This is a genomic window from Nocardia sp. (assembly GCF_025465275.1).
Lineage (GTDB): Bacteria > Actinomycetota > Actinomycetes > Mycobacteriales > Mycobacteriaceae > Nocardia.
In genome coordinates this window covers 14,082-26,575 of the sequence record NZ_JAODNK010000153.1, presented here as the reverse complement: position 1 = coordinate 26,575, position 12,494 = coordinate 14,082, and the positions used below count along the sequence as shown (strand labels likewise).

The window sequence follows — 12,494 nt, the reverse complement described above, 5'->3', positions numbered from 1 at the left end:
GCCCCGGACCATGGGTGAGTCGGACTGGATTTTGATCGGTTCGGACGCCGCTCGCTGGTGTCCGAACCGATCAAATACGTGACTTGTCCACGCATTCCGGCAGCGCGCTTTCGCTTCTAGCGTTGCCTGCATGACAAAGACGTCGCTCTGCAACGGCGTGCGCTCCGACCTGGTGGATCAGGTCGTGCTGATCACTGGCGCCGCCAATGGAATCGGAGCGGAGACCGCCCGCCGACTGGTGGCCAGGGGCGCGCGAGTAGCCCTGCTCGACCGGGACCGGGACGCACTCGACCGGCTCACCGAGGAATTAGGTTCCGGCGCAGCGGGATTCCTCGTCGACGTCGCCGATGCCGCATCGGTCGATGCCGCCGTGCGGGCGGCGGCCGAGCGATTCGGCGGCATCGACACCGTGGTCGCCAATGCCGGCATCTCCGGTCCGACGCGCACCGTGGCCGCCGTCGACCCGCTCGAGTTCGAGCAGATCATCCAGATCAACCTGCTCGGCGTCTTCCGCACCGTCCGGGCCGCTCTGCCCTATGTCACCGAGCGCGGCGGCTACGTCATGGTGGTGTCGTCGATCATGGCGGCGGTCGCCAGCCCGGCCGTGTCCGGCTACGCCGCATCGAAGGCGGGCGTCGAAGCCTTCGGGCGCGCCCTGCGCATCGAATTGGCCGGTGCCGGTGTGCGAGTGGGCATCGCGTACTTCGGAATGATCGACACCGGCATGCTCCGAGGCGCCGTGGACAGCGGGATGGGCAAGGTGCTGGCGGTACTGCCGGAGTCCCTGCGCAAGCCCGCCCCGGTGACCGCTGCGGGTGCGGTCATCGTGTCCGGCATCGAGCGCCGGGCGCGCCGCGTGTACGCGCCGAACTATGTACCCCTGCTGCTGGACCTGCGCACCGTGCTGGCCCTGGCCGATCCGCTGCTGGCCCGCAGCCGCCGGATCGCCGAGCTGGTTCGCGGCGCGGGTGAACGGCCGGTGGCAGCGAATTCCGTGGAGGTGGACCAATGACGAATAACGAAGCGGCACAGCGCCGGATGCCCTCGGTAGCCATTATCGGGGCAGGCATGTCCGGGATGTGCATGGCGATCACCCTGCGCAAGGCGGGGATTACCGATGTGACCCTGTATGAGAAGGCCTCCGAGGTCGGCGGGACCTGGCGCGACAACACCTACCCGGGACTCAGCTGCGATATTCCGTCGCGGTTCTATCAGTACAAGTTCGCCACGAATCCGGTGTGGTCGCACCTGTTCTCACCGGGCGGGGAGATCCAGGAGTACTTCACCGGCGTCGCCGACACGTACGACCTGCGCGAGCGGATCCGGTTCGATACCGAGATTGTCGACGCGGTGTACGAGAACGCGCGCTGGCGTATCCGCACGGCCGCGGGGGAGGAGCGGGTGGTCGACTTCCTGATCTCGGCCGCGGGCATCCTGCGTGAACCGCGCTATCCGAATATCAAGGGCCTCGGTGATTTCGGTGGTGCGGTCATGCATTCCGCGCGCTGGGATCACAGTGTCGAGACGACCGGCAAGCGGGTCGCGGTGATCGGCACCGGATCGACCGGTGTGCAGATCGTCTGCGGCCTGGCTGAATCCGTCGAGCGGCTGGAGTTGTTTCAGCGCAGTGCGCAATGGATTCTGCCCATACCCAATCCAAGCTATTCCAGCCTGACGACCTTGGTGCACAACCGGATTCCCACGCTCGACCGGCTCGCCTACGTCGGCTACCGGAATTTCTTCGAGTTCTTCGCCCAGGCCCTGGTGCGGCCGGGCTGGAAGCGCACGGTGATCAGCCAGCTGGCCCGGACGGCCCTGCGTACGGTGCGTGATCCCGAACTGCGGCTGGCGCTTACCCCGGACTACGAACCCATGTGCCGCCGCCTGGTCATCTCCTCCGGTTTCTATCCGGCGATGCAGCGCGACAATGTGGATCTGGTGACCACCGGCATCGACCACATCGAGGAGCGCGGCATCGTCACCACCGACGGCCGCCTGCACGAATTCGATGTGATAGCGCTGGCAACGGGTTTCGACGCGCACGCTTTCATGCGGCCGATGAACCTGACCGGGGTCGACGGCCGCACCGTCGATGAGGCGTGGGCCGAGGGGCCGCGCGGGCACCTCACGGTCGGGCTGCCCGGATTTCCGAACTTCTTCATGCTCATGGGTCCGCACAGCCCCGTCGGCAACTACGCGCTCACCGCGATCGCCGAGAACCAGGCCGATCACATCCTCGGCTGGATCGACGGCTGGCGCGACGGTCGCTTCGATTCGGTCGCGCCCACCGAGCGGGCGACCGCCGCCTTCAATGACGAAATGCGTTCCGCCATGCCGGGAACCGTGTGGACCACCGGCTGCACCAGCTGGTACCTGGGCACCGATGGGCTGCCCGAACTGTGGCCGTGGACCCCGGACCGATTCCGAGCCCGCATGGCGGAGCCGCCCCGGCTGGCCGACTACCACCTGAATTCGGTGACCGATGACCGCGTACTGCCTGTGAGGACCCACTGATGTCGCTACCCGTCCCGCGGCCGCTGTTCAATGCGGGACTGCGCCCGTTCGCCAAGCTCGTCTTCCCACCGGCGGCATCCTGGGGCACCCAGCGATTCCGCATGCGCCTGCTGCTCGCCTGGCCGGGCACACCCCGCGATGTCACCGTCGAAACGATCGAATTCGCGGGCAGGCCAGCGGAATTGCTCACACCGGCAGGTGTCGAGCCCGGCCGGGTGCTGCTGTATCTGCACGGCGGTGGCTACTGCGTAGGGTCGCCGCGCACCCATCGAGCGGTGGTGGGGCGTCTGGCCACCCAGCTGCGGGCGGTCGCGTACGTCACCGACTACCGGCTCGCCCCGGAGCACCCGTTCCCGGCCGCCTTCGACGACACGCTCGCCGCGTATCAGGCGCTGCTGGAGGCGGGTTGGGCCGCGGAGCAGATCTTCGTCGCCGGGGATTCCGCCGGTGGCGGCCTGACCCTCGCACTCGGCATCGCGGCGGTACAGCGAGCGCTGCCGCTGCCGGCCGCACTGGGACTGCTCTGCCCGGGAATCGATTTCACGCCTGCCGCGCTCGGCCTACTGCCGAAGGACGGCCGCGAACCGGCGCTGACCCCCGCACTGATGGCGCGCTTCGGACGCACCTACCTCGGGGACGCGGACCGCGCCGATCCGCGGATCTCATCGCTGCTTGCCGACCTGACCGGACTGCCGCCACTGGTGATCGATACCGCCGAGTACGACATCCTGCTCAGCCAATCACGCCGGCTCGCGGCCTGTGCGACCGAGGCGGGCGTCCACGTTCGCTATCGCGAGCACGGCGGTCTCGGACACGCCTTCCAGTGTGCGGCGGGTCTCCTGCGCCACGCGGACCTGGCGGTGGATGCCCTCGCCGCCGACCTGCTCGCGGCGGCACACCGGTCCGCGCGGGGCGGGCGGGCGCACCCGGAAACCGCTTGATCCGTTCGGGTGGCAGTAAGCCGGAATGCCCTCTGTCCGAGCGTGAATCATCCGCCGGGCGTCTCCGCCCAATCGAAAGGACTGCTCACCGATGAGCGTCAACTCAGTACGCGGCAAGGTCGTCGTCATTACCGGCGGCGCACGCGGCATCGACGCGGCCACCGCCGCGGCCCTGCACCGCCACGGTGCCAAGGTCGCCATCGGCGATATCGACGCGGCCGTGGTCGAGGAGACCGGTGCGGCGCTCGGCCTGCCGCTGGCCGGCACGCTGGATGTGACCGATCCGGAATCCTTCGCGGGCTTCCTCGATCGGGTCGAGAACACGCTCGGTCCGCTGGACGCGCTGGTCAACAATGCAGGAATCATGCCCGCGGGCAAGCTGATCGAGGAGAGCGACGCGCTCACCCGCCGCATGCTCGACATCAATGTCTACGGCGTGATCCTGGGCAGCAAGCTCGCCGCGCAACGCATGGTGCCGCGCCGCTCCGGGCATGTCATCAATATCGCCTCGCTGGCCGGGCAGATGCCGACCGCCGGGCTGGCGACCTACTGCGCCACCAAGCATGCAGTGCTGGGGTTCACCGAATCGGCGGTGCTCGAATACCGGGGCAGCGGCGTCCAATTCTCCTCGGTGCTCCCGGCTTTCGTGAATACCGAACTCACCGCGGGCACCCGCGCCACCCTCGGCATGCAGGTCGAACCCGAGGATATCGCCGACGCTATCGTGCGCCTGCTGGCGAAGCCGGAGCCCAGCGTCGCGGTCAGCCGCCTTGCGGGACTGCTGGTGTCCTCGCAGAAGCTGCTGCCGCGCGCGGTGCGCCAGGCTGTGACCGAACAGCTCGGGATGACCCGGGTCTTCCTCGACGATGTCGATGTCGCGGCCCGCAGGGCGTATGAGGATCGCGCCCGCGGGGTGTAGGTTTCACCGCCCGCTCGACAGGGTGCGGCAATCGTACAGCCGCTGTCCGAAACCCGCGAAACCGTGTCCGATCGGCGCATTCATCGCGGGCGAAGGATTGACGCTGGCGGCCGCCAGGCGTTGAAATTCGGCATGGGCCAGTGGAAATTCCGCTGGCCCTGCTTTTTATCCGCCCTGTCGTCCGAAACTATCAAAATCCTGTCCGGCCAGCGCATTATCGCTTGCCCAGCGACTATCTACGGTTGCGGAATGGTGTCCGAACAATCGCCGATCAGCGTCGTACGTCGAAATTTCTCGGAGACGATTGTCGGCGGACTGCGCACCTATGGGCGTGCGGTGGGTGTCGGAATGGAATCGGTGGGAGGGGCGGCCGGCGATATTGCCCGCGGGCGATTTCAATGGCGCGAGATGGTGCATCAGTTCTGGTATTTGATCACCGTTACCGCAATTCCCGCCATTCTCATGGCCATTCCCTTCGGTGTGATCGTCTCGGTGCAGGTCGGAAATCTGATTCGCCAACTCGGCGCGGATTCATTGCTCGGCGCGGCGGGCGGTCTGGGCGTGATCAAGCAGGGCGCGCCCATGGCCACCGGACTGCTCTTGGGCGGCGCGGGGGCGGCGGCCATTGCGGCGGATCTGGGGGCCCGCACCATTCGCGAGGAGATCGACGCGCTGCGCACCATGGGCATCAGCCCGATTCACCGCCTGGTGGTGCCGCGCCTGGTGGCCATGGTGCTGGTCGCGCCGCTGCTGAATATCCTCATCATCTTCGTCGGTGTGGCCGCGAGTTACGCGGTCGCGGTTGCCGCGCAAGGGGTCACGCCCGGCAGCTACTGGGCCACGTTCGGGTCGTTCACCGTGGTGGCCGATGTGTGGATATCTCTGCTCAAGGCGACCATCTTCGGCTTCCTGGTGGTGGTCATCGCCTGCCAGCGCGGCATGGAGGCCAAGGGCGGGCCGCGCGGTGTCGCCGACGGCGTGAATGCGGCGGTGGTGCTCTCGGTCGTGTCGATCGTGCTGGTGAATCTCGTGATCACCCAGCTGTCGGCCATGTTCCTGCCGGTGAGGTTGGCCTGATGACCGCCACGAGTTACACCCCGAAGGGGCTGGGCTGGCTGTACCGCGTCCTCCGCAACCGCGGCCGGCTGCTGGCGCCGCTCGAAACGGCCGGATTCGCACTGGGTTTCGTGTGGCAGGTGCTCTCGGCGATTCCGCTCACGCTGCGCCGGTATCGGAGCGAGACCATGCGGACCATCACCGATATGACCTGGGGCCGCGGGTCGATCATCGTGGGCGGCGGGACCGTGCCCATGATGATCGTGCTCGGCATGGTCATGGGCGCGTCGGTGGGTGTGGAGTCCTTCGCGACCCTGGATATGCTCGGCATGGGACCGGTGACCGGCATCGTATCGGCCTTCGCCAATACCCGTGAGCTCGCCCCGATCGCCGCCGCCATTGGATTCGCCGCACAGGCCGGCTGCCGGATGACTGCCGAAATCGGTGCCATGCGCATCTCCGAGGAGATCGACGCGCTGGAATCCCTTGGCCTGCGCTCGATTCCATTCGTGGTGACCACTCGCGTCATCGGCGGCGCCATCGCCATGGTGCCGACCTTCCTGATCGCGCTGATCCTGAGCTACCTGTCCTGCACCGCGGTGATCGTGCTGATCCACGGCCAGTCCAGCGGCGTGTACGACCACTACTTCTATCAATTCATCAGCGGCTGGGACGTCACCGCCGCCGTGATCAAAGTCCTGATCTTCACCGTGGGAGTGATTCTGATCCATTGCTATCAAGGCTTTTTCGCCACCGGCGGCCCCGAAGGCGTCGGTATCGCGTCGGGGCGCGCGGTACGGGCCAGCTTCGTGGCGATCATCGCCATGGACATGCTGCTCAGCATTGTGCTCTGGGGATTCAACGCGCCCATCACGTTTACGGGGTGATGGCGTGCCGATGTATGGAATGCCCGGTGTGGCAATGGATCAGCGGCGGTCGCTCTTGCTCGGCGGGCTCGCGCTCGCCGTGGTGACGGTGCTGGCGCTGACGCTGCTCGGGGTGCAGCGGTTGCGTGGCGAGGACAGTCTGCGGGTCGTGCTGCGTACCGAGCAGACCGGGGCGGGCATCAAGGCCGGGACGCAGGTTCGGCTCAATGGCGTGCAGGTCGGTGAGATCACCGCGGTGACGCCCGGGGAGGGCGGTGGGCAACGGATCGCACTGGCACTGAACAAGTCTCAGCTGTTCGGGCTCACCGACATCCTGGCCGTCGATTACGCCCCGTCGAGCCTGTTCGGCATCAGCGAATTGGAATTGAAGCGTGGCAGCGGGGGAACGCCGCTGACTCAGGGCGCGGTCATCGATCTGACCGGGGCACGCGCCGAGCAGGTTCGCGACGCCACCATGGGCACCCTCATCCGTGCGCTCACCCGCACCACCAATGGCGTGCTGACACCCGAGCTGGCACGCGCGCTGGGTGCGGTCGCCGACAGTCTCGACGCCTTCACGCCGCTGCTGCAGGTGGTGGTGGACGGCAGCCGCGCGGTCGCCGACACCCAGCGGTATCCGGCGTCGTTTCTGATCGACCAATTCTCCTCGGCGCTCGAAGGCGCCGCCCCGATGATCGGCGGGACCATTCAGCTCTTCGACTACATCCACCACATCGATATGCTGCGTACCCAGCGTGACCTCTACGACGCCACCATCCGCCTGCTCGCCGACGACGCCTTCGCGCCGATCACCGCCCTGGGCAGGGCGGCCGAGCCGGCGCTGAGCGGTTACACCGAAATGCTGCCGCCGCTGCTGAATACGGTGTCGCAGATGGTGCCGACGCCACAGCTGTCCGGCGAGCAGCTGCGCGCAATGCTGGATCGGCTCGGCGCGGATTTCGCTGATGGTCCGAACGGACCGGTGCTGAACGTGGCGGTCACCCTGCGCGGCGTTCCCGCGCTGGCGCAGCCGTTGCTCGGCCGGCTGCCGGGCGGCGGAGGCCCGCGATGAAGTCGATTGCGTCCGCGGTCTGGAAGCCGGTGGTGTTCACCCTGGTGATGCTGCTGTTGCTGGGCTTTGTCATTCAGGCAATCCAGCGTCCCATCTCCGGTGAAACCCGGGAATTCCGAGCCGTTTTCACCGATGCGAGCGGTCTGAAGAGCGGTGACGACGTGCGCATGTACGGCGTGCAGGTCGGCAAGGTGGAATCCATCGGCCTCGACCACGGCCGCGCGGTGGTGCGATTGACCGTGGCCACCGGCCGCCCGGTATTCACCACCAGCCGCTTGGCCATTCGCTATCAGAATCTGACCGGCCAGCGGTACGTCGATATTCAGCAACCGGCCACTCCGGCGGGCGAGCTCGCCGCCGGCACGACAATCGGTGTGGAGCAGACGATTCCGTCGTTCGACATCACGACGCTGTTCAATGGTCTGCAACCGGTGCTGGCCGAGTTCTCACCCGGCGCGCTCAACCAATTCACGCAGAGCATGCTCGGTGTCATCGAGGGCGACGGCACCGGCCTGGGTCCGGCGCTGGAGGCCATCGACAAGCTCGGCGGCTATGTCACGGACCGGCAGGCCGTGCTCTCGGTGCTGGTGGCCAATCTGCGGCGCGTCTCCGACCAGATCGGCGGCAAGTCAACCGAATTGGTGGCGCTGGTCGACGGGATCACCAAGGTGTTCACCGCGGTGGAGGCCCAGCTCGACGGGCTGATCACCTTCGCGACGTCCGCGCCGAGCATCTTCGGGCCGCTGAACCGGCTGCTCGCCACCCTCGGCTTCACCGAGACCACCAACACCGACCTGGAGAACGCGGTGCGGGCGGCCTTCCCTGATCCCGCCGAGACGGCGCGGACGCTCGGCCGATTGCCCGGTCTGTTGCAGTCGCTCAACGCGCAACTCCCGGCCGACCCGGGGGTGGACCTCACCTGCTCGCACGGCGCCGCCGCGGTGCCGGGGATCTTCGAGGTCCTGATCGCTGGACAGCAGGTGTCGATATGTCAGTAGTGAAGTGGTACAGCCGATTTCGTGGCAGGACCGCGCCGGTACGCACCGCGTCCGGACTCGCGCGCATCGAGGTGCGGCGCGGCGTCGTCGGTGTGATCGCGGTGGTCTCGGCGCTGATCGTCAGCGGTGTCGTGTACGTGTACCCGGCCGGCCACACGACCTACACCGCCGAGCTCGCGGAGGCGGATTCGGTGAAGGCGGGCGACGACGTGCGGATGGCCGGGGTGCCGGTGGGAAAGGTGCGGTCGCTGGAGTTGGGTGACGACGGGGTGCGGATGAGCTTCACCGTCGATGACGGGGTGTTCGTGGGCGATCAGACGACACTGGACATTCGCATGCTCACCATTGTGGGCGGGCACTATGTGGCGCTCAGCTCGGCGGGATCGGTCCCCGTGGGGGACACGACCATTCCCTCCGACCGCGTGCACACGCCGTACAGCCTGGTGCGCGCCTTCCAGGACGCGGCCGCTCCGATCGCCGCGGTCGACGGCGATACCCTGCGCCGCAATTTCGCGGCCATGGACAGCGCGCTGAACGGCAGTCCGGACGGCCTGCGCCGCGCGGGCGCGGCCATGGAATCCATGGTGACGCTGCTGAATCAGCAGAGCGCCGACATCTCCGCCACGCTCGGCATCGCCGACGAGTACCTGAGTTCGATCAATGGCGCGAAATCCATTCTGGGGCGGCTCATCAGCAAGCTCAACGTGATCGAGACGGTGTTCATCGACAAAAGGGCCGAGGTGCTCGAAGCGCTCGACGTCACCGGCGGGGTACTGAGCCGGGTGGCCGCGATGCAGCCGGTCTGGGAACGGACGCTGCGGCCGATGGCAACGCAGCTGGCCGCCGCGGTGCCCGAATTGCAAAGCCTGGGTGCGCGTTTGGACAGTCTGGTCGCCTCGATTCATGGACTCCTCACCGGTGTGCGGAAGTTCGTGCTGCCGAGCGGTGAAGTCGGCGTCGATCAGTCGGCGATCACGATTTCGGCTCCGGCCCTGTGTATTCCGGTACCAGGGAAGGGGTGCTGAGCCGATGACACGGATGCTGGGTTCACGCGCATTCATGTCGGTCGCCGGTGTGGTGGTGCTCGTCGCGGTCACGCTGTTCGGCTATCTGATCGCCTTCGATCCGATCGCGAAGACGCGCGGCTACTGCGCGATCATGCCCGACGGCGTCGGGCTGTACGCCGGAAACCATGTCACCCTGCGCGGTATCCCGGTCGGCACCGTCACTCGCATCGAGCCGCAGGGGCAGGCGGTCCGGGTCGATTTCACCGTCGCGGCAGCACATCCACTGCGCGGAATGGTCTCGGCGACAACGGTGTCCGGTACCTTGGTGGCCGACCGGAACCTGGCGGTGCTCAGTGACGGCAAGGCCGCCGACGGCTGGAACCCGGACCAGTGCATCACCCGGACACTGACGCCCAAGAGCATGACGCAGACGCTCAACGCCCTGGCGAAATTGTCCGGTGAGCTGACCGGCGGCACCGACGCCACGCAACAGGATCAGGTGCGCGATGGCATTGCCGCGCTCGATACCGCCACGGCCGGTGCGGGTCCGAAATTCAACCGGCTGATCAAGGATCTCGGCACCGCACTGAGCACGCCGGACGCCGCCATCGGCCACATCGGCGCCCTCGTCGACACGCTGAATTCCTTGTCGGCCAGTGTGTCCGGTGGCTGGGGCGATATCAAGACCATGCTGACCAGATTCGCCTCGGTGCTGAGTCAGCTCAATGATCAGGTGCTCGGACCGGCGGCGCAGCTCATCGCGGGCCTGGCGACGGATCTGCCGATGCTCAATGAAGTCACCACCACGCTCGGCGGGGCCATTCTCCAGGGACTCGACGCCACCGTGCCGTCGCTGCGCTGGATCGCCGCGAATATCGGCAGCCTCCAGGAGATCATCACCATGATCCCACCACTCGCGGCCGCCGTGCGGCGTTCGGCGGATCCGGAAAGCGGGAAACCGGTGCTCACCTATGTATCACCGAATGTGGCTCTGGCCCAGGGAGATACGGATCAACTGTGCGGAGCGATCGATGCGGTCGCGCCCGGGCGATGCACCGCGGGTGCGCCGCTGAAAATGCCGCTCGCACAACTGGTGCTGGGTCTGGCGGGCGCGCGATGAGGCGGGCGCGCTGGTGCGCGATCGCGCCGGCGGCGGCCGTGCTCGCGCTGAGCGGATGCGGCGTGGACCCCAGTTCCATTGTGCTGCCGGGTACTACGGTGTCCGGCTCGACCTATCCGGTCTCCATCGAGTTCGCCAATGCCCTCAATCTGCCGACCCGCGCCAAGGTGATGGCCAATGGGACGCGCGTCGGTGACCTGCACTCGGTCACCGTCGTCGACACCACGGCGGCGGGCGGCGGACACGTCGTCGCGCGGGTGGACGTCACCGACTCGGTGCGGCTACCGGTCGACACCACCGCCGAGCTGCGCCAGGACACCGTGCTCGGCGACATCTACATCGCGCTGATCACCCCGCCCGGCGGCGCCGACGGGCGGATCGAACCCGGTGGGCGGATTCCCCTGGCGCACACCGTTCCCGCTCAGCAGATCGAAGATGTCATGGCCGGCCTGGCGACCTTCGTTTCCGGCGGCACGGTGCGGCAGATGCAGGACATCGTCAACCGGATGAACGCGGTGCTGCCGCAGGATCCGAAGGAGACCGCCCGGGTATTCGGGGCGCTCGGGGCCAACCTCACCGATATCGCGGCGAACCTGCGGTCTGTCGACGACTTCTTGGCCGCTATGGGCTCGGATTCGACTGTGCTGCTGAATAATCAGCGTGCACTGTCGGAGCTGCTGACCGCCGAGGGTGTCGATCAGGTGACCGGATCGATGAACTCGATCGTGCTGACCCTCGGCCTGCTGGAGCCGCTGGGCGAGGTCGCACAATCACTCCAATTCCTCGGGCCGACAGTCGATTCCCTCGATTCCGCCGCGAAAGCCATGATGCCGCTGCTGTTCACCGGCAGGCCGCTCGACCTCAGCGCGCCGTCCAACCTCAACAAGCTGGTCGCGCTGCTACGCGACAAGGTCATTCCGTTCGTCGAGATGGGGCCGAAGGTGAACATCGCCGGCGTCGATACCGGGGCCGCGCCGGTGAGCGGCGCCGATCAAACCGATCAGATCGTCCGGGTGCTGCGCATGATCGGAGCGGTGCGATGAAGCGGAGCTCGATCATCTCGCTGGGCGCGATCCTCGCCGTATTCCTCGTCGGCGCGTACTACCTGACCTTCGGCATCGTGCGCGCCGACTGGTTCGCCAAATACACCACCGCCACCATGGTGCTCACCAACTCGGGCAGCCTCGGGCCCGGATCGCCGGTGCTGCTGTCCGGGGTGGCGGTCGGGACAGTGACCGCGGTGAACAACACCTCGGCGGGAGTCGAAGTCCGCCTGCGTATCTCGGACCATTACCACGTTCCGGCGAACAGCGCGGTGACCATCGAGAACCTGTCCGCGCTCGGCGAACCCTATGTGCAGTTCACGCCGAGCGGAGCCGGGGACTACCTGCGCGACGGTGCGCGCATCGACACCCGGGCCATCCAGATGCCGATCTCCATCCCCGATGTCGCCCGCACCGTCACCCGTCTGCTCGGCGAATTGGACCCGGCCGCAATCGGTTCCCTCATCAAGACCCTCGATCAAGGCTTCGCCGGGCTCGAATCGGTGATCCCGCAACTGACCCGTTCCACCCAGCTGCTGGCCGCCACCCTGCTCAGCCGCACCGGTGAATTCCGCAGCCTGCTCACCCAATTGCAGTCCATCGGCGGTGATATGGCCTGGACCGGCCCGTCTATGGCCGCCGCGGGTCCGCTCTGGGGTCAGCTCGGCGCGAAGATCGACGCCGCCGTCCAACAGGTCGCCACCCTGGCGCACAACGGCAATGTCCCCGACGACTACCACGTCGAGAACGGCTTCCCGCTGTACATCGCCGGTCTGACCGCCTACCTACAGCAGGTCGGTCCGGACCTGCGCCGACTCGCGCCAGCCCTGCAGCCGCTGGTTGCCTCGGCCGACAGCGCCGCGGCCCACATCGATCTCAGCGCCCTCATCGCACAGGCACTCGACTCCGTCGCTGATGACGGAGCGATCCATCTGCAGATCAACGTCAAATAAGTCAG

12 protein-coding genes are annotated in these 12,494 nt (G+C 67.0%); all 12 read left to right on the top strand.

The features are described from left to right. Positions 1–130 precede the first annotated feature (130 nt). The 12 genes from JWN03_RS32485 to JWN03_RS32430 all read left to right on the top strand — a co-directional run bounded on the left by JWN03_RS32485 (position 131) and on the right by JWN03_RS32430 (position 12,489). Positions 131–1,012: a short-chain dehydrogenase/reductase gene (locus JWN03_RS32485; RefSeq protein WP_297622979.1), complete on the top strand. Its 882-nt coding sequence runs from the start codon at positions 131–133 to the stop codon at positions 1,010–1,012. Further along, positions 1,009–2,514: a flavin-containing monooxygenase gene (locus tag JWN03_RS32480; protein ID WP_297622977.1), complete on the top strand. Its 1,506-nt coding sequence runs from the start codon at positions 1,009–1,011 to the stop codon at positions 2,512–2,514. The genes JWN03_RS32485 and JWN03_RS32480 overlap by 4 nt, the downstream gene beginning before the upstream one ends. Further along, the gene (locus JWN03_RS32475; protein ID WP_297622975.1) at positions 2,514–3,455 is read left to right on the top strand and encodes an alpha/beta hydrolase; all 942 of its coding nucleotides are present in this window, start codon (positions 2,514–2,516) and stop codon (positions 3,453–3,455) included. The genes JWN03_RS32480 and JWN03_RS32475 overlap by 1 nt, the downstream gene beginning before the upstream one ends. A 91-nt stretch (positions 3,456–3,546) precedes the next feature. Further along, positions 3,547–4,374 carry an SDR family oxidoreductase gene (locus JWN03_RS32470; RefSeq protein WP_297622973.1) on the top strand — a complete coding sequence of 276 codons (828 nt, stop codon included), beginning with the start codon at positions 3,547–3,549 and terminating at the stop codon, positions 4,372–4,374. Between the two features lie 249 nt (positions 4,375–4,623). Beyond that, positions 4,624–5,451, top strand: coding sequence for an ABC transporter permease (locus JWN03_RS32465; protein ID WP_297622971.1), 828 nt, complete (start codon positions 4,624–4,626; stop codon positions 5,449–5,451). Next, positions 5,451–6,317 carry an MlaE family ABC transporter permease gene (locus tag JWN03_RS32460; protein WP_297622969.1) on the top strand — a complete coding sequence of 289 codons (867 nt, stop codon included), beginning with the start codon at positions 5,451–5,453 and terminating at the stop codon, positions 6,315–6,317. The genes JWN03_RS32465 and JWN03_RS32460 overlap by 1 nt, the downstream gene beginning before the upstream one ends. A gap of 10 nt (positions 6,318–6,327) precedes the next feature. Continuing rightward, entirely contained in the window at positions 6,328–7,368 is a 1,041-nt protein-coding gene (locus JWN03_RS32455; RefSeq protein WP_366914508.1) for an MlaD family protein, read from the top strand. Beyond that, the gene (locus JWN03_RS32450; protein WP_297622965.1) at positions 7,365–8,366 is read left to right on the top strand and encodes an MlaD family protein; all 1,002 of its coding nucleotides are present in this window, start codon (positions 7,365–7,367) and stop codon (positions 8,364–8,366) included. The genes JWN03_RS32455 and JWN03_RS32450 overlap by 4 nt, the downstream gene beginning before the upstream one ends. Next, a complete protein-coding gene (locus tag JWN03_RS32445; protein ID WP_297622963.1) occupies positions 8,357–9,391 on the top strand; it encodes an MlaD family protein in 1,035 nt (344 codons plus the stop codon). The genes JWN03_RS32450 and JWN03_RS32445 overlap by 10 nt, the downstream gene beginning before the upstream one ends. A 4-nt stretch (positions 9,392–9,395) precedes the next feature. Beyond that, a complete protein-coding gene (locus JWN03_RS32440) occupies positions 9,396–10,493 on the top strand; it encodes an MlaD family protein (RefSeq protein ID WP_297622961.1) in 1,098 nt (365 codons plus the stop codon). Next, positions 10,490–11,536, top strand: coding sequence for an MlaD family protein (locus JWN03_RS32435; RefSeq protein WP_297622959.1), 1,047 nt, complete (start codon positions 10,490–10,492; stop codon positions 11,534–11,536). Before JWN03_RS32440 ends, JWN03_RS32435 begins: the two co-directional genes overlap by 4 nt. Beyond that, a complete protein-coding gene (locus tag JWN03_RS32430; protein WP_297622957.1) occupies positions 11,533–12,489 on the top strand; it encodes an MlaD family protein in 957 nt (318 codons plus the stop codon). The genes JWN03_RS32435 and JWN03_RS32430 overlap by 4 nt, the downstream gene beginning before the upstream one ends. The last annotated feature ends 5 nt before the right edge of the window (positions 12,490–12,494 follow it).

Bases quoted from the DNA above. Each gene is read 5' to 3' on its own strand.
- JWN03_RS32455 (WP_366914508.1), top strand. From the start codon at position 6,328: ATGTATGGAATGCCCGGTGTGGCAATGGATCAGCGGCGGTCGCTCTTG.
- JWN03_RS32475 (WP_297622975.1), top strand. From the start codon at position 2,514: ATGTCGCTACCCGTCCCGCGGCCGCTGTTCAATGCGGGACTGCGCCCG.
- JWN03_RS32460 (WP_297622969.1), top strand. From the start codon at position 5,451: ATGACCGCCACGAGTTACACCCCGAAGGGGCTGGGCTGGCTGTACCGC.
- JWN03_RS32470 (WP_297622973.1), top strand. From the start codon at position 3,547: ATGAGCGTCAACTCAGTACGCGGCAAGGTCGTCGTCATTACCGGCGGC.
- JWN03_RS32450 (WP_297622965.1), top strand. From the start codon at position 7,365: ATGAAGTCGATTGCGTCCGCGGTCTGGAAGCCGGTGGTGTTCACCCTG.
- JWN03_RS32440 (WP_297622961.1), top strand. From the start codon at position 9,396: ATGACACGGATGCTGGGTTCACGCGCATTCATGTCGGTCGCCGGTGTG.
- JWN03_RS32485 (WP_297622979.1), top strand. From the start codon at position 131: ATGACAAAGACGTCGCTCTGCAACGGCGTGCGCTCCGACCTGGTGGAT.
- JWN03_RS32430 (WP_297622957.1), top strand. From the start codon at position 11,533: ATGAAGCGGAGCTCGATCATCTCGCTGGGCGCGATCCTCGCCGTATTC.
- JWN03_RS32480 (WP_297622977.1), top strand. From the start codon at position 1,009: ATGACGAATAACGAAGCGGCACAGCGCCGGATGCCCTCGGTAGCCATT.
- JWN03_RS32465 (WP_297622971.1), top strand. From the start codon at position 4,624: ATGGTGTCCGAACAATCGCCGATCAGCGTCGTACGTCGAAATTTCTCG.
- JWN03_RS32445 (WP_297622963.1), top strand. From the start codon at position 8,357: ATGTCAGTAGTGAAGTGGTACAGCCGATTTCGTGGCAGGACCGCGCCG.
- JWN03_RS32435 (WP_297622959.1), top strand. From the start codon at position 10,490: ATGAGGCGGGCGCGCTGGTGCGCGATCGCGCCGGCGGCGGCCGTGCTC.